Raw genomic sequence first — 25,557 nt, 5'->3', positions numbered from 1 at the left:
CATATTCGCAATCCAATCAGTAATAGCGGAGGACTACTGACCGGAATCCCTGGGTCGGCCCAGCCGGTTTGAGGCGACGTGTCGCAGAATCTCCTACTTTACGAACCTCGTGGCCGTCCATATCCTCTGGTGCGAAGGCATGTGCTCAGAGACGCATTGTGCGCTGGAGTCGGGCTGCGCGACGGATGCGCTGTCCCCATTCGACGGAGATTCGCGCGAAAACGTCGAATTTAGGCTGGAACCGGACCCCAACCGCGAAAATCTCCGTCGAATGGGGTGAACCCCGACCAGATCTTGGCCGAAACACACCGTGAAACGGTGGTCCAGCCTGTCGGGACCAAAAGCGAGACCCGAAAGCGGGGCCCGAAAGCGAGACCCGAAAGCGGGACCGAAAGCGAGACCCGAAAGCGGGACCCGAAAGCGAGACCCGAAAGCGAGTGGCTAGAGCGCCAGCTGCTCGCGCACGACAGCGGCGAGCTGGTGCGCCAGACGGTCGGCGGTCGGCTGGTCAGCAGCCTCGACCATGACCCGCACCATCGGCTCAGTGCCCGACGGACGCAGGAGCACCCGACCGGTGTCGCCGAGCTCGGTCTCGGCGGCGATCACGGCGTCGGCAATCGCCGTGTCGGAGCCCAGTCCGTGGTGGTTGATGTCGCGCACATTCACGAGAATCTGCGGGAAGACGGTCATGACCGAGGCGAGTTCGCCAAGCGTCTTGCCCGTGCGCGCCATCTCGGCGACCAGGTGCAAGCCGGTCAGAATCCCATCGCCGGTCGTGGCGTACTTAGTCATGATGACGTGACCCGACTGTTCTCCGCCGAGCGAGAGCCCGTCGATGTTAAGCTCTTCGAGCACGTACCGGTCGCCGACCCGCGTTTCGATCACGCGGATGTCGTGGGCGGCCATCGCCTTCTTCAGACCCAGGTTGCTCATCACCGTGGCAACCAGCGTGCGGTCCTTCAGCACACCGCGCTCGGCCATTGAGACGGCGAGGATTGCCATGATCTGGTCGCCGTCGACGATGTTTCCATCGCGATCCACGGCGAGGCAGCGGTCGGCGTCGCCGTCGTGAGCGATTCCGACATCGGCGCCATGCTTGAGCACGGCGCGAGCCAGGTTGTCGAGATGGGTCGAACCGACACCGTCATTGATGTTGAGGCCGTCGGGATCCGCACCGATCACCGTGACGCGAGCGCCGGCATCCGTGAAGACCTGCGGAGACACCCCGGCCGCCGCGCCGTGGGCGCAGTCGAGCACGACATGAATGCCGTCGAGACGGTGCGGGAGAGTGCTGAGCAGGTGCACGACGTAGCGGTCTTCTGCGTCGGCAAAACGACGGATGCGGCCAACGTCGCCACCGATCGGGGTGAGCATCTCGTCTTCAAGGTGCGCTTCGATGCGGTTCTCGACGTCGTCGGGAAGCTTCGTGCCGCCGAAGGCAAAGAACTTGATGCCGTTGTCGGGGGCCGGATTGTGTGAGGCGGAAATCATCACGCCAAAGTCTGCGCCGATATCGGCGATCAGGAATGCTGCTGCGGGGGTCGGAATGACGCCGGCATCGAGCACATCCACTCCAGAGCTGGCCAGCCCGGCGGCTACAGCGGCCGAGATGAACTCTCCGGAAATACGCGGGTCGCGTGCGAGCACGGCGACCGGGCGTCGACCCTGAGCGCGTCGTTCTTCTGCACGACGACCCTGGGTCAGTACTACTGCGCTTGCCTGAGCGAGGCCCAGGGCAAGGCCAGCCGTGAGATCACGGTTGGCCAAGCCCCGGACGCCGTCAGTGCCAAAAAGTCGAGGCATATGAGCCTTGAATCGACCTTCGACTTAACGCTTGGAGAACTGAGGAGCCTTGCGGGCCTTCTTGAGACCAGCCTTCTTACGCTCCTTGACGCGAGCGTCACGGCTGAGGAAGCCGGCCTTCTTGAGGATGGCGCGGTTGTTCTCTTCGTCGATCTGGTTGAGCGAACGAGCAATGCCGAGACGCAGGGCGCCGGCCTGGCCGGAGGGGCCGCCGCCGCTGATGCGAGCGATTACGTCGTAGCTGCCGATCAGGTCGAGCACCTTGAACGGGTCGTTGATCAGCTGCTGGTGCAGCTTGTTCGGGAAGTAGTCAGCGAACTCACGGCCGTTGACCGTGATGGTGCCGGAGCCGGGAACGATGCGCACGCGGGCGATGGCCTGCTTGCGACGGCCGACGGCTGCGCCGGGAACGGTGAGAATGGCGCGGGGCGCCTTGGTCACGGCTTCTACGGGAGTCTCTGTCGAGTAGCTCTCCGGAGCCGCGTCAATCTGGTCTGCGATCTTCGCCACGATGGTGTGAATCCTTTTTCTTAGAGTCGAGAAGTCTGGGGGCCGACGCTACTGCGCGACCTGGCCGAGGGTGTACGGCTTGGGCTGCTGCGCAGCGTGCGGGTGCTCCGGGCCGGCGTAGACCTTGAGCTTGGCGAGCTGAGCGCGACCGAGCGAGTTCTTCGGCAGCATGCCGCGAATCGCCTTCTCAACCGCACGCGTCGGGTGCTTCTCGAGCATCTCCGAGTAGTTCTGTGCCGACAGGCCGCCCGGGTAACCGGAGTGGCGGTAGGCGATCTTCAGGTCGAGCTTCTTGCCGGTCAGGGCAATCTTCTCGGCGTTGACGATGATGACGAAATCTCCCATATCCATGTGGGGAGAGAACACAGCCTTGTGCTTGCCGCGAAGGAGAACGGCTGCGTGGCTGGCGAGACGGCCAAGAACGATGTCGGTGGCGTCGATGACGACCCAATCGTGCTGGACTTCACTTGCCTTGGGGGTGTAGGTGCGCGTCACTATAGTGCTGCTTTCTTGTTCGAACGGAGGTGTTCGTGAATCCCGCTCCGGGTGTGTTCTTGAAGAAGAACACGATCGATGGAGGGCTCACGTTCGTGTGCCTGGCTGCAACGCACAGACACCAAGGGTCAATACTACTTCGCCGACACGGCATCGCGCAATTCGCGGCGGTTTCTGCACGATTCACCACGGCGACGGATGCCGTCGGCTACTCCTCGGGAAGCTCGCGACGCGACCGGGTTTCCACCGCACGTATCGCGAGTTCGGCGTCTTCCGGGTAACCCACCTCTGTCAGGGTGAGGCCCTGAGCCGGCATGACCTTGAACTCGCTGGTTCTGGCGCGTTCGACCCGCAGGTTCACCAAGCGGCTCCCATCCAGCTTGCCCTCCCCCACCGCGACACACGCGCCGACGAGCGCGCGCACCATGCTGTGGCAGAACGCGTCGGCCTTGAGGGAGGCGATCAGAACCCCATCGGAGTCCCGGCGCCACCGAAAGTCCTGCAGGGTGCGCACTGTCGTGGCCCCGGGCCGCGGCTTGCAGTAGGTGGCGAAGTCGTGAAGTCCGACGAGGGTCGCCGCCGCCGCATCCATCGCATCGAGATCCAGCTCAAAAGGGTGCCAGGTCGTGCGCATCCGTTGCATCGGGTCATGCCCGACCAAGCTGTCGGCGAGGCGGTATTCGTAGCGACGCCACAATGCAGAAAAGCGGGCGTCGAACCCGTCTGGTGCCCGGGTGACGTCTTTCAACACGATTTCTGGCTTCGTGACGAGGATGCCGCTGACCCGTCGGTAGATCTCGACCGGAAGCGGTGGCTTGGGCTTGTTGCCCGTGCCGCGGCGGGGCTGCACAAGTGCGTGCGCCTGCTCGGCGGTGAGATCGAAATGGGCGACCTGACCGCGCGCGTGCACTCCGGCATCCGTTCGCCCCGCAACGACGAGATCGGAAACCGGGCCGTGACGGCGCAGGATGGTCGCCAGCGCGTCTTCGATCTCGCCCTGCACCGTGCGCAACTCCGGCTGCTTCGCCCAGCCGGCGAACGTCGTTCCGTCGTAGGCGATGTCGAGCCGAATCCTCTGCACGGCTCCCGGATCAATGGGCACAGCAGCCTCGGTTGCAGGAAGATTCACGGGTCCAGTTTATTGTGCACGCAACCAGGACGGCCGTCGGCGCCGGTGCCACCGGTTCCTGAGAGTGGCCGAACTCGTGGCGTGAGTTATCGTTGAAGCCGGGTTCTGCCCGCCCTTGCTATGAAACGTCTTCCTTCCTCCTCCCCCAGCCTTGGCGACCGGACCACCGGCGTATCCGAAATCGGTCGCACCGCATCGGCATCGCCCCTGAGTGCGGCTGCGGCCCCGGTTTCCGCTTCCGCGTCGACCTCGGATTCCACTTCGCTCTCCCCGATCACCGGCCCGCTTCCGGCGCCGCGGTGGACCGGGCTTGATGGCCTGCGGGCGCTCGCGGTCATCGCCGTCATCGCCTATCACTTCTTTCCAACGGTTCTGCCCGGTGGCTACATCGGCGTTGACGTCTTCTTTGTCATCAGCGGCTTTCTGATCACCAGCTTGCTGCTGCGCGAACGTGCGCGCTCAGGTCGGATCTCCCTGGGACGCTTCTGGACCCGGAGGGTGCGCCGCCTGGTCCCTCCCCTCATTCCCGTGCTCCTCGTCTGCGCAACTGCGGCGTTACTGGTCGGCGGCGATGTACTCGTCGGACTCGGCCGACAGATCCTCGGCGCGCTCACCTTCAGCTACAACTGGGTGTCAATCGGCGCCAACGCGAGCTACTTCACCACCGACCAGCCCGAGTTGTTCCGCAATCTCTGGTCGCTCGCCGTCGAGGAACAGTTCTACCTGGTCTGGCCACTGGCAGTCGCTGCGCTGCTGTTCATTCCGCGGCCCCGACTGCGACTGCTGTTGGTGCTCGCCGTGGGCGCCGCATCCGCCCTCTGGATGGCGGTCATGTACACCCCGGATGCCGACCCCACGCGGGTCTATTTCGGTTCAGACACGCATAGCTTCGGTTTGGCCATCGGGGCCGCTCTTGCCCTCATCCTCTGGCAGCGCAGTATCAACCCGGGAGCAACGGCCGGTACTGATTTGTCCGGACGCATCGGCTCCTGGTTGCCTCGCCTGCGCCCCTGGATCGGGTTGGTCGCCCTCCTCGCGCTGGCCGCGTTCAGCCTCCTCATGCCCGCCGACAGCCCGGTTGCGTACCGGGGCGGCCTGATCGCCGTCTCGCTGGTGTCCGCCGTGGCCATCTGGGCTGGTATCGGCGCCGGACGATTCGGGCAACGCCTCGACTCTCGGCCGCTTCGCTATCTGGGCGCGCGCTCCTACGGCATCTACCTCTGGCACTGGCCGATCCTCGTACTGCTGCAGCTGGCCTGGCCGGCATCCACGGCGAACGCAGCGTCTCCTGCCCACGCCGCGCGCACGCTGTTGATCGGCGCGCTGGCCCTGGTGCTGACGCTGCTCGCCGCCGGCGCGTCATACCGCTGGCTCGAGCAGCCGATCCGACGGTTGGGTTTCGGTGGCAGCATCCGCCGGGTCAACGCCCGGCTGCGCGGCACGCGCGTGCAACGGCAGACGGTGCTCGCCGCCCTGGCCGCCGTACTGCTCCTCGGCGCCGGCACCACTGCCGCCCTCGCCGCCGCCCCCGCGCACACGAGCGCCGAGTCGGTCATCGAGCGCGGCAAACAGGCCATGGATGCCGCTACACCGGCCGACCATACGCCGGCCCCGACGGCATCGGGTACAGCGATGCCGACCCCCGCACCGCCCCCACCGATCGTGATCCCCCTGCGCGCAGAGGTGAGCGAGGCCGTTATTCCCGCCGGTGCACGGATCAGCGCCGTCGGCGACTCGGTCATGCTCGCGTCAGCCCCCGAGCTGCAGCAAGCCTTTCCCGGGATCGCCATCGACGCGGCGGTGTCCCGAGGGATGCAGGCGGCGCCCGACATCCTCAACACGCTGAAAACCACGGGTCAACTCCGGGAACTCGTGGTCATCGGTCTCGGCACGAACGGCCCGATCGATGATGCCGACCTCGAGCGCATCACGGTCGCAATCGGACCGAACAGGCAGCTCGTCATGGTCAATGCGTTCGCCGATCGTGACTGGACGGCGGGAGTCAACGCCACCCTGGCCGACTTCTCAGCGCACCATCGGCGGATCGAACTGGCCGACTGGTCCACCGCGATCGCACCGCACACCGACGTTCTGGCCGAAGATAATATTCATCCGGGCCCGACGGGCGGCCGGATCTACGCCGACACGGTTGGCTCAGCAGTCGCACGACTCGGCGATCTGCCGCCGGCCCAGCAGCCGGGACCGAACCGCCTGCTGCTTCTGCCCGACTAGGAGTTCTCCGGTTGCCCTGATGACCGGGCCGAACACCTGAACTCAGTACTCCAGGGTGTAGGCGTACTTGCGGTAGCGGGGGGTGAATTCCCACTTCCGGTAGAGGTCATACGCGCCAGTGGTGCTGTCGGCATCAACGTCGAGCGTGACTCGCTCCATCCCCTCCTCTCGACTGGCCTGAAGTTGTGCGCTCAGGACCGCTGACGCCACTCGCCGACCGCGCCAGCCCGGAACGACTCCCAGCATGTCGATGTGGCTGCCCCGAAAGCCCTGGTGCGGCCAATCAGCTTCGTTCGCGCTCCCCAAGCCGAAGCCGACCACGCTCGCGCCACCGGCTGACGCCGGCGCGAGCGCGACGAATGACAGTTCGGCACGAAATGAGCTTCCGCCGATAAAGTCGTCCCATGCCTCCGTGCTCATCGGCGCGCTCCCCCAATGGTCGGAGAACGCGGCGTCGCGCGCGAGGTGGATCCGGGATGAGAGACCCTCGCGGTAGTGTGCGATCCGCACAGTTCCGATCGGTTCCACTGGCGAGATCGGAGTGTCCAAACGGCGCTCGAGCGACACGAAGTGGCGGCGCAGCGAGAATCCTGCCCGCTGTAGCAAACGGCGCTTGCGCGGCGCGCGCTCGTCGGCGAATGCCAGCACCCATCCCGGCAGCTCTTCCCCCGACTCGGCCAGTTGCTGTTTGGCGCGTCCGACCTGCCACGCGAGCAACCGCTGCCCAATTCCGCGGCCACGTCGTTCCGGATCGACCCCTCCCACAATGGTTGAGCGCACGACGCTGCGCCGAAGCGACGGCAGAAGCACGAGTCCCGAGGCGACGACGCGCCCGGCCGAGTCGAAACCAAGAAGTGAGTCGTGTGCGGGCCGAAAGTACTGCCGAGCGAAGATCGCGGCCAGCCCGTCCCGCGTCGTCAGATGATTCGGGTGGTCGCTAGACGCGATGGCGCTGCTCAACCGCCAGATGCGGTCGAGGTCCTCGATACCCGCTGGCCGCCAGAGCGGCACGTCCGGATGAATCGGCAGTGCGAGTCGTTTCGGTGCGCCGACCCGCGCGGCCAGATCCTGCCCAGCCTCAGTCATGCCGCCACCGTACCCGGGGGTCACGTGGCGAGAAAGGCCCCTGCCGGACGCCGACCCGCGCGAATACGGGGCCGAGACACGAAAAAGGGGCCCGACCGAAGTCGGGCCCCTCTCACCGCTGAATCAACACTGCTGAATCAACACTGACGAATCAGCGCTGATCGCTCAGCCGGATGTTTCGAACTACTTGGCTTCCTCAGCGGATGCCTCGGCAGCGTCAGCTGCAACAGCTTCGGTCTCTACGACCTCGGCGTCGGCTTCAACAGCCTCAGCTTCGACAACGGTTTCCTCGACGACCTCAGCAGCAGGCTCCTCGGCGACGTGCTTTGCAGCCTTCGCCTTGGCCGGCTTGGCCTTCGGGGTGACGGGCTCGAGAACGAGCTCGATCTGCACCATCGAAGCGTTGTCGCCCTTACGGAAACCAAGCTTCGTGATGCGGGTGTAGCCGCCCTCACGCTCGGCAACCAGCGGCGCGATCTCGGTGAAGAGCTCGTGCACGACTGACTTGTCGCCGATCGTACGCAGCACGCGACGGCGTGCGTGCAGGTCGCCCTGCTTTGCGAACGTGACAAGGCGCTCAGCGACCGGACGCAGGCGCTTGGCCTTGGTCTCGGTCGTCTTGATCGACTTGTGCGTGAACAGGGCAGCTGCCAGGTTGGCAAGCATGAGGCGCTCGTGCGCCGGTCCTCCGCCGAGGCGGGGTCCCTTAGTGGGTGTAGGCATTTTCGTCTTTCTCTAGTATCAAAAAGTCACAGGTTGTCGAAAACGACAGCCTTAGACGGTTTCTTCGTCGTAACCGCTGTAGAAGTGAGCGCCGTCGAATCCGGGAACAGAGTCCTTGAGCGACAGGCCCAGCTCAACGAGCTTGTCCTTGACCTCATCCACAGACTTCTGACCGAAGTTGCGGATGTTCATGAGCTGCGTCTCCGAGAGGGCGACGAGTTCACTGACATTATTGATGCCCTCACGCTTGAGGCAGTTGTACGAACGCACCGACAAGTCGAGGTCTTCGATCGGAATCGAAAGCTCGCCAGGCAGTACGGCGTCAACCGGCGCCGGGCCGATCTCGATGCCTTCAGCAGCCGTGTTCAGCTCGCGTGCCAGACCGAACAGCTCGGTCAGGGTGCGGCCGGCGGATGCGATGGCGTCGCGAGGCGTGATCGCCGACTTCGTCTCCACGTCAACGACGAGGCGGTCGAAGTCAGTGCGCTCTCCGGCACGAGTTGCCTCGACACGGTAGGTCACCTTGAGCACGGGCGAGTAGATGGAGTCGACCGGAATCTGGCCGGCTTCCGCATACTCTGCACGGTTCTGGGTAGCCGACACGTAGCCACGGCCACGCTCGATGGTCAGTTCGAGTTCGAACTTGGCCTTGTCATTGAGGGTTGCGATAACCAGCTCGGGGTTGTGCACCTCGACACCGGCCGGAGCCGAAATGTCAGCGGCGGTAACCTGGCCGGAGCCCTGCTTGCGCAGGTACGCGGTGATCGGCTCGTCGTGCTCGCTCGAGACGACAAGTCCCTTGATGTTCAGGATGATCTCAGTGACATCTTCCTTGACACCGGGAACGGTGCTGAACTCGTGAAGCACTCCGTCAATGCGGATGCTGGTGACAGCAGCGCCGGGGATCGACGAGAGCAGAGTGCGGCGAAGCGAGTTACCGAGGGTGTATCCGAAGCCGGGTTCCAGAGGCTCGATCACGAACCGTGAACGGAACTCCGAAATGTTCTCTTCGGTGAGCGTTGGACGCTGTGCAATAAGCACTGTTGATTCCTTTCGGCCAAGTGTCCGCTATATGACACTTCTGTAGCGAGGTTTTAAGTTGTCTGTCCCGATCATCCGCTTCTCAATCTCTCGAGAGAACGAGCGAGACTCGTCGTGTCCCGACAGGCTCAATAACCGTGATGGTCATCGAGCCTGTCGGGATCCGAAAAGGAATTAAACGCGGCGACGCTTCGGCGGGCGGCAGCCGTTGTGTGCCTGAGGGGTGACGTCGTTGATGGAACCGACCTCGAGGCCAGCGGCCTGGAGTGAACGGATCGCGGTCTCGCGACCTGATCCCGGTCCCTTGACGAAGACGTCAACCTTCTTCATACCGTGCTCCTGCGCCTGGCGGGCGGCCGACTCGGCTGCCAGCTGTGCGGCGAACGGGGTCGACTTACGTGAACCCTTGAAGCCAACTCCACCTGACGATGCCCAAGCGATGACTGCACCGGTGGTGTCAGTGATCGAGACGATCGTGTTGTTGAAGGTGCTCTTGATGTGAGCCTGGCCCACAGCAATGTTCTTCTTATCTTTCTTACGCGGCTTCCGTACGGCCGACTTGGGTGCTGCCATGATTTCTCCTGAATCCTAAAGACGAACCAGCTAGGGCGAGGCCTAGCGGGCCTTCTTCTTGCCGGCTACGGTGCGCTTCGGGCCCTTGCGGGTACGAGCGTTGGTCTTGGTGCGCTGTCCACGAACGGGCAGGCCCTTGCGGTGACGAATACCTTCGTAGCTACCGATCTCGACCTTGCGGCGGATGTCAGCGGCAACCTCACGGCGGAGGTCACCCTCAACCTTGAAAGTTCCTTCGACGTAGTCGCGCAGTGCAACGAGCTGGTCGTCGGTCAAATCCTTGACGCGGATGTTTCCATCGATTTCAGTGTCGGCGAGGGTCTTAAGCGCCCTCGTGCGGCCAACACCATAGATGTAAGTCAGTGCAACTTCCACGCGCTTGTCGCGGGGAATGTCAACTCCTGCTAGACGTGCCATTGTGGCTTCTCCTGTGAGTGAGTGGAGGTCTGTAGCAGTTCCTGTGCATCGGCCTCCAACCGATGGTGTCTCCCCGAAGGAATCCCGGAACTGCTATTTCTGTACTCAGTTACGAGTACGAGTTATGAATAGTGCTGGTTCGATCAGACGACCACCGGAAACCGGTGGTCGAGCGTGTCGAAACCTAGCCCTGGCGCTGCTTGTGACGCGGGTTCTCGCAGATGACCATCACGTTGCCGTTACGGCGGATGACCTTGCACTTGTCACAGATCTTCTTGACGCTGGGGTTGACCTTCATGGTGATTCCTTGTGTTCGCTGTCTTCGTACCCTCGGGATGCCGAGGGCCGTTACTTACAGCAGCCGTTACTTGTAGCGGTAAACGATCCGGCCGCGGGTCAGATCGTATGGGCTCAGCTCAACGATCACGCGGTCCTCTGGGAGAATCCGGATGTAGTGCTGACGCATCTTGCCCGAGATGTGGGCAAGAACTTTGTGGCCGTTGGTCAACTCAACGCGAAACATCGCGTTGGGAAGAGCTTCGACTACTGCGCCCTCGATTTCGATGACACCGTCTTTTTTGGCCATAGCCTCACTGTCGCTCAATATATTGGTAGCTGGTCATGCGGGATTGTGGTGAAAATTGCACGACGCGAACGGCGATGCACGACACCAAGGATCCAGCTTATGTTATAGAGCTCGGTTAAGCCAACCCGCTTCAGTGAACGCTCAGCCGCGCCGCCGCCTCGGCGACTGCCGCGCGCGCCTCGGGCGCGCCGACGGCGTCCAGTGCGACCTCGGCCAGTGACCGAGCGGCATCCAAGGTGTAACCGGCCAAGCTGGCGCGCACGTCGGCGAGGGCCGACGCCGACATCGACAGGCTCGTCACGCCGAGCCCGACCAGCACGACGGCCAGCATCGGATCGGCTGCGGCCTCACCGCAGACTCCGACGGGCTTCCCGAGCGCCGCGCCGGCGGAGCCAACCTGGCGAATCAGGCTGAGCACGGCCGGGTGCCAGGGGTCCTGGTAGGCGGCGACACTCCCGAGCATGCGGTCGGCGGCCAAGGTGTATTGGGTGAGATCGTTGGTACCGATTGACGCGAAATCCGCCTGGGCGAGCACACGGTCGGCCAGCAGCGCCGCAGACGGGATTTCGATCATCACGCCAGCGGTCGTCAGACCCAGTTCGTGGGCGAGAGCCACGAAATAGGCCGTCTCTTCGACTGTCGCCACCATCGGCGCCATCACCCAGAGGTCAGCGTCGGTTGCCGCATCCGCTTGAGCGAGCGCGGTGAGCTGATCGCGCAGAATTCCTTCAGACGCCCGCAATGACCGCAGTCCACGAAGCCCGAGCGCCGGGTTCTCCTCGACGGCGTCGTTGAGAAAGGCCAACGGCTTGTCGGCGCCCGCATCGAGGGCGCGCACGACGACCTTCTTGCCGGCGAACTCACGCAGCATCAATTCGTACTTCTGCTGCTGCACCTCGACGCTCGGCGCCGTCGCCGAGTCGAGAAAGAGAAACTCGGTGCGAAACAGTCCGACACCTTCAGCACCGAGCGCGACGGCGTTCGCCGCGCCATCCGCATTGGCGAGATTCGCCAGCAACGGAATAGCGGTTCCGTCGGCGAGCATCCCCGGCGTGAGCGGGGCGTCGCGCCGAGCGAGCCGCTCGGCGATCCGCGTTGTCGCCTCGGCCTTCTGGGCATCCGTCGGGTCTGTGACGACCACGCCGCGAGCCGCATCGAGAATCACCTCGTCGCCATCAACCAGATCGGTCGCCTGGGCGGCGCCGACGATCGCGAGGATCGACTTCTCCCGTGCCAGGATCGCCGTGTGCGAGGTGGGTCCCCCACCGCTGGTGATCAGACCAAGCACCACGTCAAGATTGAGCAGAGCCGTGTCAGCCGGAGCAAGATCACGGGCAACGAGAATGAACGGATGTCCAGGGTCAGGCACCTCAGAGGGGGCCTGACCGGCGAGGTGGGCGCGCACCCGCTGCGACACGTCGTCGAGGTCGACCGCACGCTCGGCCATGTAACCCCCGAGCCCGGTCAGCATGTCGCGGAACGCTCCGAATGCCTCGAAGACCGCGCGTTCGGCCGTCGTCCCGCGTGCCAGACGCACGGCAATATCGTCGATCAACGCCGGGTCTTCGGCCATCAGGGCCTGCGCCTCGAGCACGTCGCGGGCGGCTCCGCCGGCATGGGCGCCGCGCTCGGTCAGGTTGGTGGCGACAAATCGGAGCGAGGCCGCTGCGCGAGCGATCTCCTCGTCAGCAGTCAGCTCACTCGGAAGGTCGGCCGGGTCTGGCAGCGGGTCCGACATGCGCACGACGCGGCCGACGACCACGCCCTGACCGATCCCAATTCCATGCAGGTCCATCAGGTTCCTTCCGAGTCGCGACTCTCTCCCGGTTTTCACCCTAGCCGGGTTTCGGGCCAACCCTCCAGGGGGTTACGCGATCGGAACGGGAGTCACGCCGAGCGGGGCGAGAGCTGCTGCGCCGCCGTCTTCGGCCGTGAGCACCCAGATGCCGTCTTTGTGCACGGCGATGCTGTGCTCCCAATGAGCAGCGGAGGCACCGTCGGTGGTGGCTACGGTCCAGTCATCGTCGCGCGTGTAGGTGTCGATGTCACCGAGTACGACCATCGGCTCGATGGCGACGACCAGGCCCGGCTTGACGTCAGGACCTTTCTGGCGCACGCGGTAGTTGAACACCGACGGCGCCTCGTGCATCGAGCGCCCGATTCCGTGTCCGACGTAATCGGTCAGGATGCCGTAGCTGCCCTGCGACTCGATGTAGTCCTCGATCGCTTCGCCGACCTCGTTGAGGTGGCGGGCCCTGGACAACTGGGCGATGCCGACCCAGAGGGACTGCTCGGTGACGTCCGACAGCTTCTGGCGTTCTGCCACGATCGCGGCATGTGCCGGATCGGGATCTGGAACGATAAAGCTGAATGCCGCGTCACCGTTCCAACCGGCGATGACGGCGCCGCTGTCGATCGAGACGATGTCGCCCGGCTGCAGCTCACGTGAGTTGGGGATGCCGTGCACGACGTCGTCGTTCACCGACGCACAGATCGTGTGCCGGTAGCCGGGCTCCAGCTTGAAATTCGATGCTCCGCCGAGTGCGACGATCGCAGCTTCGGCTGCGGCATCCAGTTCCAGTGTTGTCACACCGGGGCGGATGAGCGCACGCACCGCGTCGAGTGACGCCGCGGTCGCGAGACCGGGCGCCACCATCAGGCGCAACTGCGCCGGCGACTTATAAATCGACTTGCGAAGCATCGACATCGAAAATCAGCTCTCGGATCAGGCGGGGACGACGATGCCGCGGGCAGCCAGCGCCGCCAACACACGAGCGGCCACTTCATCGACGGTTCCGAGACCATCGACCTCGGCAACCAAACCACGCGCCGTGTATGCGGCGATCAGCGGCTCGGTCTGCTCAAGGTAAACATCTTGGCGGTGTCGGATGACATCTTCGGTGTCGTCGGCGCGTCCCTGCTCAGCAGCGCGCTTGAGCAGACGGGCGACAACCTCGTCTTTGTCAGCGACGAGCTGAACGACGGCGTCGAGCTGGGCGCCGGTCTCACCGAGGATACGGTCAAGTTCGATGACCTGATCCGCGGTGCGCGGGTAGCCGTCGAGCAGAAAACCGTCTGCGGCATCCGCCTGGTGCAGTCGGTCCTGCACGATGGCGTTGGTCAGCGAGTCGGGAACATACCCGCCCCCGGCAACAATCTCCTGCACCTGGAGGCCGAGCGGCGTTCCGGCCTTGATGTTGGCCCGAAAGATGTCGCCGGTCGAGATTGCCGGAATTCCGAACGTCGAAGCCAGAATCTCGGCCTGCGTTCCTTTTCCTGCTCCGGGCGGACCGACGATCAACAGTCGGGTCATCGCAGCAGCCCTTCGTAGTGACGCTGTTGCAGCTGCGAGTCGATCTGCTTGACGGTTTCGAGACCGACACCGACGATGATCAGGATGCTGGCGCCACCGAACGGGAAGTTCTGGTCGGCACCGATCACTGAGAACGCAACGAGCGGGATCAAGGCGATCAGACCCAAGTAGAGCGAACCGGGCAGCGTGACACGGGTCAGCACGAAGTCGAGGTACTCGGCCGTCGGGCGGCCGGCACGGATGCCGGGAATGAATCCGCCGTACTTCTTCATGTTGTCGGCAACTTCTTCAGGGTTGAAGGTGATCGCCACGTAGAAGTACGTGAATCCGATGATCAGCAGGAAGTAGAACGCCATGTACAACGGCTGGTCGCCACCGGTCAGGTTGTTCGTCACCCAGACGACCCACGCCTGCGGCTCCTGGCCTGCGGCAGGCTGGTTGAACTGAGCGATCAGCGCCGGCAGGTAGAGCAGCGAGGAGGCGAAGATGACCGGGATAACTCCGGCCATGTTGACCTTGATCGGGATGTAGGTGTTGTTGCCACCGTATGTGCGGCGACCCACCATCCGCTTGGCGTATTGCACCGGGATTCTTCGTTGCGATTGCTCGACGAAGACGACGGCGAAGACGATCAAGATACCGATGACGAGCACGATGGCCAGGGTGTCCCAGCCCTTCTGCTGGCCGATGGCACCGAGGGAGTTCGGGAAACGAGCGGCGATCGACGTGAAGATCAGCAATGACATTCCGTTGCCGATGCCGCGCTCGGTGATGAGCTCACCCATCCACATGATGACGCCGGTACCGGCGGTCATGGTGATCACCATCAGCATGATGGCGTACCAGGCATCGTTGGTGATCAGCTGCGTGCACTCAGTGCTGCCAGAGGTGCCGAACAGGGCGCCGCTGCGGGCCACTGTGATGAGTGTCGTCGACTGCAGGATGCCGAGGGCGATCGTGAGGTAACGCGTGTACTGGGTCAGCGTGCTCTGACCTGACGCACCCTCTTTATAGAGAGTGTCGAAGTGAGGGATAACCACACGCAACAGCTGGACGATGATCGATGCCGTGATGTACGGCATGATGCCCAGTGCGAAAACTGAGAGCTGCAGCAGTGCACCACCGCTGAACAGGTTCACCAGCTCGTAGAGGCCACTGGTCCCCTGGTTCGCTGCAAGACAGGCCTGCACGTTGCCGAAGTCCACGAACGGGGCGGGAATGAACGACCCCAAGCGGAACAGGGCAACAATACCCAGGGTGAAACCGATCTTCCGGCGAAGGTCGGGTGTGCGGAAAATCCGCGCAATGGCGCTGAACAAAAAGGCCTCCAGTTATTAAACGTAGGTCGAGCTTACCGAGATCACGCCATCGAAAAATTCGATAGGTGGTCCCGACAAGCTCGACCCAGCGTCTACGGACTTACTTGATTGAACCACCTGCGGCGACGATCTTCTGCTCTGCTGAGCTCGAGACCTTGTCGACTGCAACGTTCAGCTTAACCGCAATGTCCCCGTTGCCGAGAACCTTGACCTTTTCGTTGTCACGAACGGCGCCCTTGGCGACCAGATCGGCAATGGTTACATCGCCACCGGTCGGGTAGAGCTCGGCGAGGCGCTCCAGGTTTACAACCTGGTACTCGACGCGGAACGGGTTCTTGAATCCACGCAGTTTCGGGGTGCGCATGTGCAGAGGCATCTGCCCACCCTCGAAGCCAATGCGAACCTTGTAGCGGGCCTTGGTGCCCTTGGTGCCACGACCCGCGGTCTTACCCTTGGATCCTTCACCACGGCCAACACGCGTCTTAGCCTTCTTCGAACCGGGAGCGGGGCGAAGGTGGTGAACCTTCAGCACCTGCTCGCGCTTCTCAACGGTCTCAACAGCGGCCTTCTTGGGCGCAGCCTTGGCAGCTGCAGCCTTCTTGGGGGCTGCAGCCTTCTTCTCAGCGGCGGGCTTGTCAGCTGTCTTCGTGACAGCTTCCTTCTCGTCAGCCATTAGTCAATCTCCTCGACCTTCACCAGGTGAGCCACCGTCTTGACGTAGCCACGGTTCTGCGAGTTGTCCTCGCGGATCGTGACGGCGCCAATACGACGCAGGCCCAGGCTGCGAAGCGTGTCGCGCTGGTTCTGCTTCTCACTAATTTTGGACTTGATCTGCGTAATCTTCAGCTGAGCCATTAGGCACCTGCCTTTGCTGTCGCGGCGGCTGCAGCTGCATCCGCCTCGGCACGCAGGAAGCGGGCCGGGGCCACATCTTCATACGGCAGGCCACGACGAGCTGCGACGGCGCGCGGCTCCTCGAGCTGCTTGAGAGCAGTAACCGTTGCGTGCACGATGTTGATCGTGTTCGACGAACCGAGCGACTTGCTCAGCACGTCGTGGATGCCGGCGCACTCGAGTACGGCGCGAACCGGGCCACCGGCGATAACACCGGTACCGGCAGCGGCCGGACGCAGCAGAACAACGCCGGCTGCGGCCTCACCCTGCACGGGGTGCGGGATGGTCAGGCCAATGCGGGGAACGCGGAAGAAGTTCTTCTTCGCTTCCTCGACGCCCTTGGAGATAGCGGTCGGGACCTCGCGGGCCTTACCGTATCCAACGCCGACCAGACCGTTTCCATCGCCGACGACGACGAGGGCGGTGAAGCTGAAGCGACGACCACCCTTGACGACCTTCGACACGCGGTTGATGGTGACAACGCGCTCCAGGAACTGGCTCTTCTCCGCATCGCGGCTTCCGCGATCACGGTTGGGGTTGCGCTCACGACCGCCGCGACGAGCCTCACGAGGCTCGTTCTGCGGGGGTGCGGTCGACGCAGCAGTCTCGACGGGTGCCTCTGCAGCCACCTCTTGCTCCTTGCTTGCTGTGTTAGGGGTTTCAGTGCTCACAGGTCCAACCCACCCTCTCGCGCGCCTTCGGCGACAGCAGCGACGCGACCCGCGTACTTGCTTCCACCGCGGTCGAATACGACGGCTTCAATTCCGGCAGCCTTTGCGCGCTCGGCGACAAGTTCGCCGACCTTGCGGGCCTTGGCGGTCTTGTCACCATCGAAGGTGCGCAGACCGGTTTCGAGCGTGGACGCCGACGCAAGGGTGTGACCCTTGCTGTCGTCGATGACCTGCACGAATACGTGACGAGCCGAGCGGTTGACGATCAGGCGCGGACGAACCGCGGTGCCCTCGATCTTCTTGCGCAGACGGGTGTGCCTACGACCGCGGGCAGCTGACTTGCTCTTACCTCTAGTTCCGAGACCCATGGTTACTTACCACTCTTTCCGGCCTTGCGGCGAACAATCTCGCCGGCGTAACGCACACCCTTGCCCTTGTAAGGCTCAGGCTTACGAATCTTACGGATGTTGGCGGCGACCTCGCCGACGGCCTGCTTGTCGATACCGCTGACCATGAGCTTGGTGTTGCCCTCAACGGTCAGAACGATGCCGGCGGGCGGTTCGATGAGGACCGGGTGCGAGAAGCCCAGGGCGAACTCAACAGAGGTGCCCTTCTGGACGACACGGTAACCGGTACCGACGATCTCGAGTCCCTTGGAGTAACCCTGGGTGACACCGATGATCTGGTTGTGGATCAGGGTACGGGTCAGTCCGTGGAGCGAACGCGAAGCGCGCTCGTCGTCGGGACGCGTGACCAGAACCTGTGCGTCTTCGAGCTTGACCTCGATGGGCTTGGCGACGGTGAGCGTCAGCTCGCCCTTCGGGCCCTTCACCGAGACCAGCTGGCCGTCAACCGAAACGGTGACGCCGGCGGGAACCTCGATGGGCAGTCTTCCAATACGTGACATTGTCGGCTACCACACGTAGGCGAGAACTTCTCCGCCTACGCCCTTCTTCTCTGCCTGACGGTCAGTAAGCAGACCGCTGGAGGTGGACAGGATGGCAACGCCGAGGCCGCCGAGAACCGTGGGGATCTCAGTCGACTTTGCGTACACGCGCAGGCCGGGCTTGGAAACCCGCTTGATGCCGACGATCGAACGCTCACGGTTGGGGCCGAACTTGAGGCTCAGCGTGAGGGTCTTTCCGACCTCTGCATCCTTGACATCCCAGGCCGAGATGTATCCCTGGGCCTTGAGGATGTCTGCGATGTGCGCTTTGAGTTTGCTGTGCGGCATCGACACTGTGTCGTGGTACGCCGAGTTAGCGTTGCGCAGTCTGGTCAGCATATCTGCGACCGGATCTGTCATTGTCATTTTGTGGTGCCTTTCTCGCCCGGTTTCGTGCAGCCGTTACACGGCTGACGACCTTCGCGGTGGAGGGGCTGGACGGATGTCCAGCCCCCGAGGGTAAATCTTTGGTCAAGCAGGGTAAACCCAAGCAGAACTACGTAAGCCTACTTGTTTTTACTGACTACTTGTTTTCTGCGTTCTCCGCAGCCTTGAACGGGAAGCCCAAAGCCTTGAGCAGCGCACGGCCCGACTCGTCGTTCTTGGCGGTCGTCACAACAGTGATGTCCATGCCGCGAAGACGGTCGATCCGGTCCTGGTCGATTTCGTGGAACATAACCTGCTCGGTCAGACCGAAGGTGTAGTTTCCGTTGCCATCGAACTGCTTGTCGGAGAGTCCGCGGAAGTCGCGGATACGCGGAAGCGCCAGGCTGAGCAGACGGTCAAGGAACTCCCACATGCGGTCGCCACGCAGGGTGACGTGCGCGCCAATGGGCTGTCCTTCACGCAGTTTGAACTGCGCGATGGACTTGCGTGCCTTGTTGATCATCGGCTTCTGGCCCGTGATCTTGACGAGGTCGGCAACGGCGCCATCAATGATCTTGCCGTCGCGTGCTGCCTCGCCGACACCCATGTTCACAACGATCTTGGTGAGCGTCGGAATCTGGTGCGGGTTGGTGAAGCCGAGTGCCTTGCTGAGTTCAGCGGCGATCTCGTCCTTGTACTTCTGCTTCAAGCGAGGCTGGATGGCCGCAACAGGCGCGACGCCAGCTTCAACTGCAGTGTCAGTCATCAGAGGTCCTTACCTGACTTCTTGGCGTAACGAACGCGGACCGTCTTGGTGACGCCGTCCTTCGTTACCTCTTCGATACGCACGCCGACCTTGGTCGGCTTCTTGGTCTCCGGGTCAACGATCGCAACGTTGGACACGTGGATCGGGGCTTCGAACTTCTCGATGCCGCCGGTCTTGGTGCCGCGCTGGGTCTGGCCGACGCGAACGTGCTTGGTGACGAAGTTGATGCCCTCTACGAGAACACGGTTCTTCTCAACCTGCACTTCGAGCACGCGCCCCTGCTTGCCACGGTCTCCGCCGCGAGCCTGGGTGCGGCCGGTGATGACCTCAACGAGGTCACCCTTCTTGATTCTGGCCATGACTTAGATAACCTCCGGTGCCAACGAGATGATCTTCATGAACTTCTTGTCGCGAAGCTCGCGACCGACCGGTCCGAAGATACGGGTGCCGCGGGGGTCACCGTCGTTCTTCAAAATCACTGCGGCGTTCTCATCGAACTTAATGTACGAACCGTCGGGACGACGGGTGTTCTTCTTGACGCGAACGATGACAGCCTTGACGACGTCACCCTTCTTGACGTTGCCGCCGGGGATCGCGTCCTTGACGGTGGCGACGATGATGTCACCGATACCTGCGTAGCGACGGCCAGAGCCACCGAGAACGCGGATGGTCAAGAGTTCCTTGGCGCCCGTGTTGTCGGCAACTTTGAGTCGTGATTCTTGCTGAAGCACTTTCTAACTCCTTCTTTCAAGCAAGCGCGAGGCTTACTTGGCCTTCTCGAGAATCTCGACCAGGCGCCAGCGCTTTGAGGCGCTGAGCGGACGGGTCTCACTGATCAGGACCAGGTCGCCGATGCCGGCAGAGTTCGCCTCATCGTGAGCCTTCAGCTTGGACGTACGGCGGATGACCTTGCCGTACAGGGGGTGCTTCACGCGGTCTTCGACCTCGACGACGATGGTTTTGTCCATCTTGTCGCTGGTCACGTAACCACGCAGCGTCTTGCGGTAACCGCGTACGAGAGCCTCAGCCTCGGCAGCGACGACCTTCTCGTCAGACTTCGCCATGACTAGGCCTCCTTCGTCTCGACGGCCTCGGCTGCAGCATCCTCAGTGGAAGCTTCGGCCTTGGCCTTCTTTGTCTTCTTCTCAGCCTTGGCCGGAGCCTCAACCGGAGCCGCGACAGGCGTGGCACGAATGCCCAGCTCGCGCTCACGAATAATCGTGTAGATGCGAGCGATGTCGCGCTTGACCGCACGCAGGCGGCCGTGGCTCTCGAGCTGACCGGTGGCCGACTGGAAGCGCAGGTTGAACAGCTCTTCCTTGGCCTTCTTCAGCTCTTCGAGCAGTCGCTCATTGTCAAAAGTGTCGAGCTCGTCTGGGGCGAGCTCCTTGGATCCGATCGCCATTATGCGTCGCCCTCCTCGCGCTTGATGATGCGTGCCTTGAGGGGCAGCTTGTGAATTGCACGGGTCAGTGCTTCGCGAGCAACGGTCTCAGAGACACCGCTCAGCTCGAACAACACACGACCCGGCTTGACGTTCGCGACCCACCATTCAACAGAACCCTTACCGGAACCCATGCGGGTTTCGGCCGGCTTCTTGGTGAGCGGACGGTCGGGGTAGATGTTGATCCACACCTTTCCGCCACGCTTGATGTGACGCGTCATGGCGATACGAGCGGACTCGATCTGACGGTTGGTCACATAAGCGGGGGTCAACGCCTGGATGCCGTACTCACCGAACGAAACAGTGGTACCACCGGTTGCGTGGCCACTACGGCCCGGGTGGTGCTGCTTGCGGTGCTTTACCTTGCGTGGAATCAACATGGTTATGCCTCAACTCCTGCTGCAACCGGTGCCTGCTCTGCGCGGGGCGCACGGCGGGGACGGTCGTCACGACGCTCGGGGCGCGACGACTTTGCGTTCGCCTGCTCGCGAGCGAGTTCCTTGTTGGTGATGTCGCCCTTGTAGATCCAGACCTTCACGCCGATACGGCCGAAGGTGGTCTTGGCTTCGTAGAAGCCGTAGTCGATGTTAGCGCGCAGGGTGTGCAGCGGCACACGGCCTTCGCGGTAGAACTCCGAACGGCTCATCTCGGCGCCGCCGAGGCGGCCGGAGACCTGAATACGAACACCCTTGGCACCGGCGCGCTGTGCACCCTGCAGGCCCTTACGCATCGCGCGGCGGAAAGCCACACGAGCGGAGAGCTGCTCTGCGATGCCCTGAGCGACGAGCTGAGCGTCAGCCTCGGGGTTCTTGACCTCGAGGATGTTCAGCTGGATCTGCTTGGCCGTGAGCTTCTCGAGGTCGGCACGGATGCGCTCGGCCTCTGCACCACGACGACCGATCACAATGCCCGGACGGGCAGTGTGAATGTCAACGCGGACGCGGTCACGGGTGCGCTCGATTTCGATGCGGGAAACGCCCGCACGGTCGAGGCTGGTGCTCAGCAGGCTACGGATCTTGACGTCTTCAGCAACAAAGTCGCTGTAACGCTGACCCGGCTTCGTGCTGTCGGAGAACCAACGCGACACGTGGTCGGTGGTGATTCCCAGACGGAAGCCATAGGGGTTTACTTTCTGTCCCATTACTTCGTACCCTCCTCAGGAGTGGCGAGCACAACCGTGATGTGGCTCGTGCGCTTCAAAATCTGGAATGCGCGGCCCTGTGCACGCGGCTGGAAACGCTTGAGGGTGGTGCCCTCATCAACGAATGCGCTGCTGACGTACAGGTCCTGCTCGTCCAGAAAGCTGTTCGAGGCATCTGCCTTGACACGGGCGTTGGCCATGGCCGACTCCACCAGCTTGTACACCGGGTCGCTCGCACCCTGAGGGGCGAACTTCAGGATTGCCAGTGCTTCGATAGCCTGCTTGCCGCGGATCAGGTTGACAACGCGACGAGCCTTCTGGGGGGTAACGCGGATGTGACGCACACGTGCGATCGACTCCACCATTTCTTCTCCTCCTTTCGCCACCGCGTTAGCGGCGACGGCCCTTCTTGTCGTCCTTCACGTGGCCACGGAAGGTACGAGTCGGCGAGAATTCACCGAGCTTGTGACCAACCATGGTTTCGGTGATGAACACCGGGATGTGCTTGCGACCGTCGTGCACGGCGATGGTGTGTCCCAGCATGGCGGGGATGATCATCGACCGGCGTGACCAGGTCTTGATTACGTTCTTGCTCTTGGTTTCATTCGCCGTGACAACCTTGCGGAGCAGGTGGTCATCAACGAAGGGGCCCTTCTTGAGACTGCGTGGCATCGTCTACTCCTACTTACGCTTCTTGCCGACGGTACGGCGACGAACAATAAGCTTGTCGCTTTCCTTGTTGATGTGGCGGGTGCGCCCTTCCTTCTGGCCCCAAGGGGAGACAGGGTGACGTCCACCGGAAGTCTTACCTTCACCACCACCGTGCGGGTGGTCGACCGGGTTCATGGCGACACCACGTACGGTCGGGCGAACGCCCTTCCAACGCATACGGCCGGCCTTTCCCCAGTTGATGTTGGACTGCTCGGCGTTGCCGACCTCACCAATGGTTGCGCGGCAGCGAGCGTCGACGTTACGGATTTCTCCGGACGGCAAGCGCAGCTGAGCGTAGGGGCCATCCTTGGCCACGAGGCGAACCGACGCACCAGCGGAGCGGGCCATCTTGGCGCCACCACCCGGACGCAGCTCGATCATGTGGATGATCGTACCGGTGGGGATGTTCTTCAGCGGCAGGTTGTTACCGGGCTTGATGTCAGCGCCGGCTCCCGACTCGACGATGTCGCCCTGGTTCAGCTTGTTCGGAGCAACGATGTAACGCTTGGTGCCGTCAACGTAGTGCAGCAACGCGATGCGTGCCGTACGGTTCGGGTCGTACTCGATGTGAGCGACCTTGGCGTTGACGCCATCTTTGTCGTTGCGCTTGAAGTCGATCACGCGGTACTGGCGCTTGTGGCCACCACCGATGTGACGAGTAGTGATGCGACCCTGGTTGTTACGACCACCGGTCTTGGACAGCGGACGAAGCAGCGACTTCTCAGGCGTCGAACGGGTGATCTCTGCGAAGTCCGCAACAGATGAACCGCGACGACCTGGGGTCGTGGGCTTGTACTTACGAATAGCCATTTGTTATCCCTCTAATCCGTGCCGCGTTAGCCGACGGCCGTGAAGATGTCGATGGAACCGGACTTCAGCGTGACAATGGCACGCTTGGTGTCCTTGCGCTTGCCGATGCCGAACTTGGTACGGCGGGTCTTGCCGACACGGTTGAGCGTGTTGATCGACGCGACCTCGACCTTGAAGATCTTCTCGATAGCGAGCTTGATCTCGGTCTTGTTCGAGCGGGGGTCCACGATGAAGGTGTACTTGCCCTGATCGATCAGGCCGTAGCTCTTCTCAGAGACGACCGGAGCGATGATGACGTCGCGCGGGTCCTTGTTGATAGCGGTAGCCATTATGCGGACACCTCTTCCTTCTTGGTCTTTGCCGCCACGAACGCGTCAAACGCGCCCTTGGTGAAGACAATGTCGTCGCTGACGAGCACGTCGTAGGCGTTCAGCTGGTCCCACGAAAGAACGTGAACCGTCGGAACGTTACGGATGCTGCGCAAGGTCAGCTCGTCGGTGCGCTCGAGAACGACCAGCACGTGCTTGCTCGAAGCGATGCTGTTCAGCAGCTCCAGGGCAACCTTCGTGCTGGGGGTCTCGCCCGTGAAGAGTGCTTCAACGATGTGCAGGCGTCCACCGCGGGCGCGGTCGGACAGCGAGCCACGAAGAGCTGCAGCAATCATCTTCTTGGGGGTGCGCTGGTCGTAGCTGCGCGGGGTCGGTCCGTGGACGATGCCACCACCGGTCATCTGAGGGGCGCGGATCGAGCCCTGACGAGCGCGACCGGTTCCCTTCTGCTTGAACGGCTTGCGACCGGCGCCGGAAACCTCGCCGCGACCCTTGGTCTTGTGCGTTCCCTGACGTGCGGCAGCGAGCTGCGCGACGACGACCTGGTGGATCAGCGGGATGTTGGTCTGAACGTCGAAGAGTTCGGCGGGCAGCTCAGCGGAGCCGGCCTTCTTGCCCTTGGCGTCGACGATGTCGAGTGCGGTAGCCATTGACTACGCTCCCTTCACTGCGTTGCGAACGAATACGAGGCGGCCCTTGGCACCGGGAACGGCGCCCTTGACCAGCAGGAGGCCCTTCTCAGCGTCAACCGAGTGAACCTTGAGGTTCAGCACGGTAACGCGCTCTCCACCCATACGACCGGCCATGCGCATGCCCTTGAAGACACGGCTCGGGGTCGAGGAAGCACCGATAGAACCGGGCTTACGGTGGTTACGGTGTGAACCGTGCGAGGCGGAAACACCCTTGAAGTTGTGACGCTTCATGACACCGGCGAAGCCCTTACCCTTGCTCGTGCCCATGACGTCAACCTTGATTCCAGCAGCGAAGACACCGTCAACGGTGAGCTCCTGGCCGAGGTTGTAGTCAGCGGCATCCGCGGTACGGATTTCGGTGAGGTGGCGGCGCGGCGTGACGCCGGCCTTGTCGAAGTGACCTGCGGAGGGCTTGTTCACCTTGCGCGGGTCGATAGCGCCGGAAGCGATCTGCACGGCGTTGTAGCCGTCAACTGCAGTGCTGCGGATCTGGGTCACGACGTTCGGCGCGATTTCGATGACGGTCACGGGAACAAGCTTGTTGTTCTCGTCCCACACCTGGGTCATGCCGAGCTTCTTGCCGAGCAGGCCCTTGGCGGTCTTGGTATCTGCGTAAGACATCCGTGGCCCCCTTAGAGCTTGATCTCGATGTTGACGTCAGCCGGGAGGTCGAGACGCATAAGCGAGTCGACAGCCTTCGGCGTCGGGTCAATGATGTCGATCAGACGCTTGTGGGTGCGCATTTCAAAGTGCTCCCGGCTGTCCTTGTACTTGTGAGGCGAACGGATGACACACACCACGTTCTTCTCGGTCGGAAGCGGCACGGGGCCGACGACTGTTGCACCCGCACGGGTGACGGTGTCGACGATCTTGCGCGCCGAGGTGTCAATGACCTCGTGGTCATATGACTTAAGTCGAATGCGGATCTTTTGTCCCGCCATGTCGGACTCTCTCTCTGTCAAGGCGTCTTACCTCCCCCGAATGTGTCGGGGATGGCATTGGACGCCGTCGTAGCACTACTGCTGTGGCACCACTGTTCTTCTGTCAATTTCGGCTTGTACAAGGCCCAATGAACAAACACAGGCCCTGGTCAAGCCGACGCCAACGTTGCGTAGACATGGTTTACCCATGTCAGGGCTTGTTGGTTTTAGCTTCGTTCTGCTCCCCGCGGCCTAGCCCAGACTCCCAAAAGAGCGGCTATGCACTGCCTGGCAGTGATCTCGATGCTGCGCAGAGCGCTGCAGTCGAAAGTGTTGAACTAGAAGAGTCTGCCATAGAAATGGGTCTATTTGCAACCCGGGCGTGTCGCGCTCGGCGTGTCTGGTCTCCCCCGTCGTTCCGCGGGCTTCTCGCCCGTCGTTCCGCGAGAGTTGGGTTGCGCGTCGTCGGGCGGGTGGAGCGTCGCGGAGCGGGGCGGATGCCGTCGCACGGGTCGTGTGTCTGGCCAGCGGATGTCTCCGCGCGGTCGTGCGCCGCAGCGCGGGTCGGGCGCGCGGGCAACCTCGGGCAGAATCGCGTCGCGCGGGTCGGGCGCCGCTACGCTAGCCGGCGCCAACCCGC

At 62.7% G+C, this 25,557-nt stretch carries 36 protein-coding genes; 1 reads left to right on the top strand and 35 read right to left on the bottom strand.

Going from position 1 to position 25,557, the window contains the following annotated elements; translation table 11 throughout:
* Window positions 1–441 precede the first annotated feature (441 nt).
* The 4 genes from glmM to truA all read right to left on the bottom strand — a co-directional run bounded on the left by glmM (window position 442) and on the right by truA (window position 3,937).
* Complete coding sequence (glmM, locus tag ABD791_RS21185; protein ID WP_345069950.1) at window positions 442–1,803, bottom strand: phosphoglucosamine mutase; 1,362 nt, start codon at window positions 1,801–1,803, stop codon at window positions 442–444.
* 24 nt (window positions 1,804–1,827) lie between these two features.
* Window positions 1,828–2,313 carry a 30S ribosomal protein S9 gene (gene rpsI, locus ABD791_RS21180; RefSeq protein WP_345069949.1) on the bottom strand — a complete coding sequence of 162 codons (486 nt, stop codon included), beginning with the start codon at window positions 2,311–2,313 and terminating at the stop codon, window positions 1,828–1,830.
* 48 nt (window positions 2,314–2,361) lie between these two features.
* The gene (gene rplM / locus ABD791_RS21175) at window positions 2,362–2,808 is read right to left on the bottom strand and encodes a 50S ribosomal protein L13 (protein WP_345069947.1); all 447 of its coding nucleotides are present in this window, start codon (window positions 2,806–2,808) and stop codon (window positions 2,362–2,364) included.
* A 208-nt stretch (window positions 2,809–3,016) separates the two neighbouring features.
* Window positions 3,017–3,937, bottom strand: coding sequence for a tRNA pseudouridine(38-40) synthase TruA (truA, locus tag ABD791_RS21170; RefSeq protein ID WP_345069946.1), 921 nt, complete (start codon window positions 3,935–3,937; stop codon window positions 3,017–3,019).
* Window positions 3,938–4,057: 120 nt separating this feature from the next.
* Here truA and ABD791_RS21165 point away from each other — a divergent pair, with 120 nt between their 5' ends.
* Complete coding sequence (locus ABD791_RS21165; RefSeq protein WP_345069945.1) at window positions 4,058–6,169, top strand: acyltransferase family protein; 2,112 nt, start codon at window positions 4,058–4,060, stop codon at window positions 6,167–6,169.
* A 42-nt stretch (window positions 6,170–6,211) separates the two neighbouring features.
* On the opposite strand, the gene ABD791_RS21160 is transcribed toward ABD791_RS21165, so the two are convergent.
* The 31 genes from ABD791_RS21160 to rpsJ all read right to left on the bottom strand — a co-directional run bounded on the left by ABD791_RS21160 (window position 6,212) and on the right by rpsJ (window position 24,938).
* Window positions 6,212–7,255, bottom strand: coding sequence for a GNAT family N-acetyltransferase (locus ABD791_RS21160; protein WP_345069944.1), 1,044 nt, complete (start codon window positions 7,253–7,255; stop codon window positions 6,212–6,214).
* Between the two features lie 183 nt (window positions 7,256–7,438).
* The gene (gene rplQ, locus ABD791_RS21155; protein ID WP_345069943.1) at window positions 7,439–7,978 is read right to left on the bottom strand and encodes a 50S ribosomal protein L17; all 540 of its coding nucleotides are present in this window, start codon (window positions 7,976–7,978) and stop codon (window positions 7,439–7,441) included.
* 51 nt (window positions 7,979–8,029) lie between these two features.
* On the bottom strand, window positions 8,030–9,019 hold the full coding sequence (locus tag ABD791_RS21150; RefSeq protein ID WP_179580157.1) for a DNA-directed RNA polymerase subunit alpha: 990 nt from the start codon (window positions 9,017–9,019) through the stop codon (window positions 8,030–8,032).
* 174 nt (window positions 9,020–9,193) lie between these two features.
* Entirely contained in the window at window positions 9,194–9,592 is a 399-nt protein-coding gene (gene rpsK, locus ABD791_RS21145; RefSeq protein WP_345069941.1) for a 30S ribosomal protein S11, read from the bottom strand.
* A gap of 42 nt (window positions 9,593–9,634) precedes the next feature.
* Window positions 9,635–10,009, bottom strand: a complete 375-nt coding sequence (gene rpsM, locus ABD791_RS21140; protein ID WP_179580156.1) for a 30S ribosomal protein S13 — start codon at window positions 10,007–10,009, stop codon at window positions 9,635–9,637.
* Between the two features lie 184 nt (window positions 10,010–10,193).
* On the bottom strand, window positions 10,194–10,307 hold the full coding sequence (gene rpmJ / locus ABD791_RS21135; protein ID WP_022883251.1) for a 50S ribosomal protein L36: 114 nt from the start codon (window positions 10,305–10,307) through the stop codon (window positions 10,194–10,196).
* A 66-nt stretch (window positions 10,308–10,373) separates the two neighbouring features.
* On the bottom strand, window positions 10,374–10,595 hold the full coding sequence (infA, locus tag ABD791_RS21130) for a translation initiation factor IF-1 (RefSeq protein WP_022883252.1): 222 nt from the start codon (window positions 10,593–10,595) through the stop codon (window positions 10,374–10,376).
* 130 nt (window positions 10,596–10,725) lie between these two features.
* The gene (gene ptsP, locus ABD791_RS21125; protein WP_345069938.1) at window positions 10,726–12,390 is read right to left on the bottom strand and encodes a phosphoenolpyruvate--protein phosphotransferase; all 1,665 of its coding nucleotides are present in this window, start codon (window positions 12,388–12,390) and stop codon (window positions 10,726–10,728) included.
* 72 nt (window positions 12,391–12,462) lie between these two features.
* Entirely contained in the window at window positions 12,463–13,302 is an 840-nt protein-coding gene (gene map, locus ABD791_RS21120) for a type I methionyl aminopeptidase (protein ID WP_345069937.1), read from the bottom strand.
* Window positions 13,303–13,320: 18 nt separating this feature from the next.
* Window positions 13,321–13,908 (bottom strand): adenylate kinase, encoded by a 588-nt coding sequence (locus ABD791_RS21115; protein ID WP_345069936.1) that lies wholly within the window; start codon window positions 13,906–13,908, stop codon window positions 13,321–13,323.
* Window positions 13,905–15,227 (bottom strand): preprotein translocase subunit SecY, encoded by a 1,323-nt coding sequence (gene secY / locus ABD791_RS21110; RefSeq protein ID WP_345069935.1) that lies wholly within the window; start codon window positions 15,225–15,227, stop codon window positions 13,905–13,907. The genes ABD791_RS21115 and secY overlap by 4 nt, the downstream gene beginning before the upstream one ends.
* A 100-nt stretch (window positions 15,228–15,327) precedes the next feature.
* Window positions 15,328–15,900, bottom strand: a complete 573-nt coding sequence (rplO, locus tag ABD791_RS21105) for a 50S ribosomal protein L15 (RefSeq protein ID WP_345069934.1) — start codon at window positions 15,898–15,900, stop codon at window positions 15,328–15,330.
* Complete coding sequence (gene rpmD, locus ABD791_RS21100; RefSeq protein ID WP_179580150.1) at window positions 15,900–16,082, bottom strand: 50S ribosomal protein L30; 183 nt, start codon at window positions 16,080–16,082, stop codon at window positions 15,900–15,902. The genes rplO and rpmD overlap by 1 nt, the downstream gene beginning before the upstream one ends.
* Window positions 16,082–16,750, bottom strand: a complete 669-nt coding sequence (rpsE, locus tag ABD791_RS21095; RefSeq protein WP_345069933.1) for a 30S ribosomal protein S5 — start codon at window positions 16,748–16,750, stop codon at window positions 16,082–16,084. Before rpsE ends, rpmD begins: the two co-directional genes overlap by 1 nt.
* Before the next feature lie 38 nt (window positions 16,751–16,788).
* Window positions 16,789–17,160: a 50S ribosomal protein L18 gene (gene rplR / locus ABD791_RS21090; RefSeq protein WP_345069932.1), complete on the bottom strand. Its 372-nt coding sequence runs from the start codon at window positions 17,158–17,160 to the stop codon at window positions 16,789–16,791.
* 2 nt (window positions 17,161–17,162) lie between these two features.
* A complete protein-coding gene (rplF, locus tag ABD791_RS21085; RefSeq protein ID WP_345069930.1) occupies window positions 17,163–17,699 on the bottom strand; it encodes a 50S ribosomal protein L6 in 537 nt (178 codons plus the stop codon).
* Between the two features lie 6 nt (window positions 17,700–17,705).
* Window positions 17,706–18,104 (bottom strand): 30S ribosomal protein S8, encoded by a 399-nt coding sequence (gene rpsH, locus ABD791_RS21080; protein ID WP_345069929.1) that lies wholly within the window; start codon window positions 18,102–18,104, stop codon window positions 17,706–17,708.
* A 157-nt stretch (window positions 18,105–18,261) separates the two neighbouring features.
* Window positions 18,262–18,870, bottom strand: a complete 609-nt coding sequence (gene rplE, locus ABD791_RS21075) for a 50S ribosomal protein L5 (RefSeq protein ID WP_345069927.1) — start codon at window positions 18,868–18,870, stop codon at window positions 18,262–18,264.
* Window positions 18,870–19,229: a 50S ribosomal protein L24 gene (gene rplX / locus ABD791_RS21070; RefSeq protein WP_345069926.1), complete on the bottom strand. Its 360-nt coding sequence runs from the start codon at window positions 19,227–19,229 to the stop codon at window positions 18,870–18,872. Before rplX ends, rplE begins: the two co-directional genes overlap by 1 nt.
* Before the next feature lie 3 nt (window positions 19,230–19,232).
* On the bottom strand, window positions 19,233–19,601 hold the full coding sequence (gene rplN, locus ABD791_RS21065) for a 50S ribosomal protein L14 (protein ID WP_345069925.1): 369 nt from the start codon (window positions 19,599–19,601) through the stop codon (window positions 19,233–19,235).
* Between the two features lie 33 nt (window positions 19,602–19,634).
* Window positions 19,635–19,934 carry a 30S ribosomal protein S17 gene (gene rpsQ, locus ABD791_RS21060; RefSeq protein ID WP_179580142.1) on the bottom strand — a complete coding sequence of 100 codons (300 nt, stop codon included), beginning with the start codon at window positions 19,932–19,934 and terminating at the stop codon, window positions 19,635–19,637.
* A 2-nt stretch (window positions 19,935–19,936) separates the two neighbouring features.
* Window positions 19,937–20,275 carry a 50S ribosomal protein L29 gene (rpmC, locus tag ABD791_RS21055; protein ID WP_345069921.1) on the bottom strand — a complete coding sequence of 113 codons (339 nt, stop codon included), beginning with the start codon at window positions 20,273–20,275 and terminating at the stop codon, window positions 19,937–19,939.
* Complete coding sequence (rplP, locus tag ABD791_RS21050; RefSeq protein WP_345069919.1) at window positions 20,275–20,694, bottom strand: 50S ribosomal protein L16; 420 nt, start codon at window positions 20,692–20,694, stop codon at window positions 20,275–20,277. The genes rpmC and rplP overlap by 1 nt, the downstream gene beginning before the upstream one ends.
* Window positions 20,695–20,696: 2 nt before the next feature.
* Window positions 20,697–21,455 carry a 30S ribosomal protein S3 gene (gene rpsC, locus ABD791_RS21045; RefSeq protein ID WP_345069917.1) on the bottom strand — a complete coding sequence of 253 codons (759 nt, stop codon included), beginning with the start codon at window positions 21,453–21,455 and terminating at the stop codon, window positions 20,697–20,699.
* Window positions 21,455–21,820 carry a 50S ribosomal protein L22 gene (rplV, locus tag ABD791_RS21040; protein WP_345069916.1) on the bottom strand — a complete coding sequence of 122 codons (366 nt, stop codon included), beginning with the start codon at window positions 21,818–21,820 and terminating at the stop codon, window positions 21,455–21,457. Before rplV ends, rpsC begins: the two co-directional genes overlap by 1 nt.
* 25 nt (window positions 21,821–21,845) lie before the next feature.
* Window positions 21,846–22,127 carry a 30S ribosomal protein S19 gene (rpsS, locus tag ABD791_RS21035; RefSeq protein ID WP_345069915.1) on the bottom strand — a complete coding sequence of 94 codons (282 nt, stop codon included), beginning with the start codon at window positions 22,125–22,127 and terminating at the stop codon, window positions 21,846–21,848.
* A 9-nt stretch (window positions 22,128–22,136) separates the two neighbouring features.
* Entirely contained in the window at window positions 22,137–22,976 is an 840-nt protein-coding gene (gene rplB, locus ABD791_RS21030) for a 50S ribosomal protein L2 (protein ID WP_345069914.1), read from the bottom strand.
* A gap of 26 nt (window positions 22,977–23,002) precedes the next feature.
* Complete coding sequence (rplW, locus tag ABD791_RS21025) at window positions 23,003–23,305, bottom strand: 50S ribosomal protein L23 (protein ID WP_345069913.1); 303 nt, start codon at window positions 23,303–23,305, stop codon at window positions 23,003–23,005.
* Entirely contained in the window at window positions 23,305–23,955 is a 651-nt protein-coding gene (rplD, locus tag ABD791_RS21020; RefSeq protein WP_345069912.1) for a 50S ribosomal protein L4, read from the bottom strand. Before rplD ends, rplW begins: the two co-directional genes overlap by 1 nt.
* A gap of 3 nt (window positions 23,956–23,958) precedes the next feature.
* Entirely contained in the window at window positions 23,959–24,618 is a 660-nt protein-coding gene (gene rplC / locus ABD791_RS21015; protein ID WP_345069910.1) for a 50S ribosomal protein L3, read from the bottom strand.
* An 11-nt stretch (window positions 24,619–24,629) separates the two neighbouring features.
* Window positions 24,630–24,938, bottom strand: a complete 309-nt coding sequence (rpsJ, locus tag ABD791_RS21010; RefSeq protein ID WP_005050520.1) for a 30S ribosomal protein S10 — start codon at window positions 24,936–24,938, stop codon at window positions 24,630–24,632.
* Window positions 24,939–25,557: the final 619 nt, after the last annotated feature.

It is taken from the genome of Glaciibacter kafniensis, assembly GCF_039538945.1.
GTDB lineage: Bacteria > Actinomycetota > Actinomycetes > Actinomycetales > Microbacteriaceae > Cryobacterium > Cryobacterium kafniensis.
Note: the sequence above shows the minus strand (reverse complement) of the source record. Positions and strands in the feature narration are given on the sequence as shown.

Excerpts from the sequence above, each read along its gene's own strand:
- rplQ (WP_345069943.1), bottom strand. The coding sequence starts at position 7,978 with ATGCCTACACCCACTAAGGGACCCCGCCTCGGCGGAGGACCGGCGCAC.
- rplR (WP_345069932.1), bottom strand. The coding sequence starts at position 17,160 with ATGGGTCTCGGAACTAGAGGTAAGAGCAAGTCAGCTGCCCGCGGTCGT.
- rplD (WP_345069912.1), bottom strand. The coding sequence starts at position 23,955 with ATGGCTACCGCACTCGACATCGTCGACGCCAAGGGCAAGAAGGCCGGC.
- map (WP_345069937.1), bottom strand. The coding sequence starts at position 13,302 with ATGTCGATGCTTCGCAAGTCGATTTATAAGTCGCCGGCGCAGTTGCGC.
- rpsK (WP_345069941.1), bottom strand. The coding sequence starts at position 9,592 with ATGGCAGCACCCAAGTCGGCCGTACGGAAGCCGCGTAAGAAAGATAAG.
- rpmC (WP_345069921.1), bottom strand. The coding sequence starts at position 20,275 with ATGGCGATCGGATCCAAGGAGCTCGCCCCAGACGAGCTCGACACTTTT.
- rplV (WP_345069916.1), bottom strand. The coding sequence starts at position 21,820 with ATGGTGGAGTCGATCGCACGTGTGCGTCACATCCGCGTTACCCCCCAG.
- rplO (WP_345069934.1), bottom strand. The coding sequence starts at position 15,900 with ATGGCTGACGAGAAGGAAGCTGTCACGAAGACAGCTGACAAGCCCGCC.
- rpsM (WP_179580156.1), bottom strand. The coding sequence starts at position 10,009 with ATGGCACGTCTAGCAGGAGTTGACATTCCCCGCGACAAGCGCGTGGAA.
- glmM (WP_345069950.1), bottom strand. The coding sequence starts at position 1,803 with ATGCCTCGACTTTTTGGCACTGACGGCGTCCGGGGCTTGGCCAACCGT.
- rplP (WP_345069919.1), bottom strand. The coding sequence starts at position 20,694 with ATGTTGATTCCACGCAAGGTAAAGCACCGCAAGCAGCACCACCCGGGC.
- rplB (WP_345069914.1), bottom strand. The coding sequence starts at position 22,976 with ATGGCTATTCGTAAGTACAAGCCCACGACCCCAGGTCGTCGCGGTTCA.
- rpmJ (WP_022883251.1), bottom strand. The coding sequence starts at position 10,307 with ATGAAGGTCAACCCCAGCGTCAAGAAGATCTGTGACAAGTGCAAGGTC.
- rpsS (WP_345069915.1), bottom strand. The coding sequence starts at position 22,127 with ATGCCACGCAGTCTCAAGAAGGGCCCCTTCGTTGATGACCACCTGCTC.
- rplC (WP_345069910.1), bottom strand. The coding sequence starts at position 24,618 with ATGTCTTACGCAGATACCAAGACCGCCAAGGGCCTGCTCGGCAAGAAG.
- ABD791_RS21165 (WP_345069945.1), top strand. The coding sequence starts at position 4,058 with ATGAAACGTCTTCCTTCCTCCTCCCCCAGCCTTGGCGACCGGACCACC.
- rpsH (WP_345069929.1), bottom strand. The coding sequence starts at position 18,104 with ATGACAATGACAGATCCGGTCGCAGATATGCTGACCAGACTGCGCAAC.
- rplF (WP_345069930.1), bottom strand. The coding sequence starts at position 17,699 with ATGTCACGTATTGGAAGACTGCCCATCGAGGTTCCCGCCGGCGTCACC.
- infA (WP_022883252.1), bottom strand. The coding sequence starts at position 10,595 with ATGGCCAAAAAAGACGGTGTCATCGAAATCGAGGGCGCAGTAGTCGAA.
- rpsC (WP_345069917.1), bottom strand. The coding sequence starts at position 21,455 with ATGGGACAGAAAGTAAACCCCTATGGCTTCCGTCTGGGAATCACCACC.
- rpsJ (WP_005050520.1), bottom strand. The coding sequence starts at position 24,938 with ATGGCGGGACAAAAGATCCGCATTCGACTTAAGTCATATGACCACGAG.
- ABD791_RS21115 (WP_345069936.1), bottom strand. The coding sequence starts at position 13,908 with ATGACCCGACTGTTGATCGTCGGTCCGCCCGGAGCAGGAAAAGGAACG.
- ptsP (WP_345069938.1), bottom strand. The coding sequence starts at position 12,390 with ATGGACCTGCATGGAATTGGGATCGGTCAGGGCGTGGTCGTCGGCCGC.
- rpsQ (WP_179580142.1), bottom strand. The coding sequence starts at position 19,934 with ATGGCGAAGTCTGACGAGAAGGTCGTCGCTGCCGAGGCTGAGGCTCTC.
- ABD791_RS21160 (WP_345069944.1), bottom strand. The coding sequence starts at position 7,255 with ATGACTGAGGCTGGGCAGGATCTGGCCGCGCGGGTCGGCGCACCGAAA.
- rplE (WP_345069927.1), bottom strand. The coding sequence starts at position 18,870 with ATGACTGACACTGCAGTTGAAGCTGGCGTCGCGCCTGTTGCGGCCATC.
- rplX (WP_345069926.1), bottom strand. The coding sequence starts at position 19,229 with ATGGCCAGAATCAAGAAGGGTGACCTCGTTGAGGTCATCACCGGCCGC.
- rpmD (WP_179580150.1), bottom strand. The coding sequence starts at position 16,082 with ATGGCTCAGCTGAAGATTACGCAGATCAAGTCCAAAATTAGTGAGAAG.
- rplW (WP_345069913.1), bottom strand. The coding sequence starts at position 23,305 with ATGGCTACCGCTATCAACAAGGACCCGCGCGACGTCATCATCGCTCCG.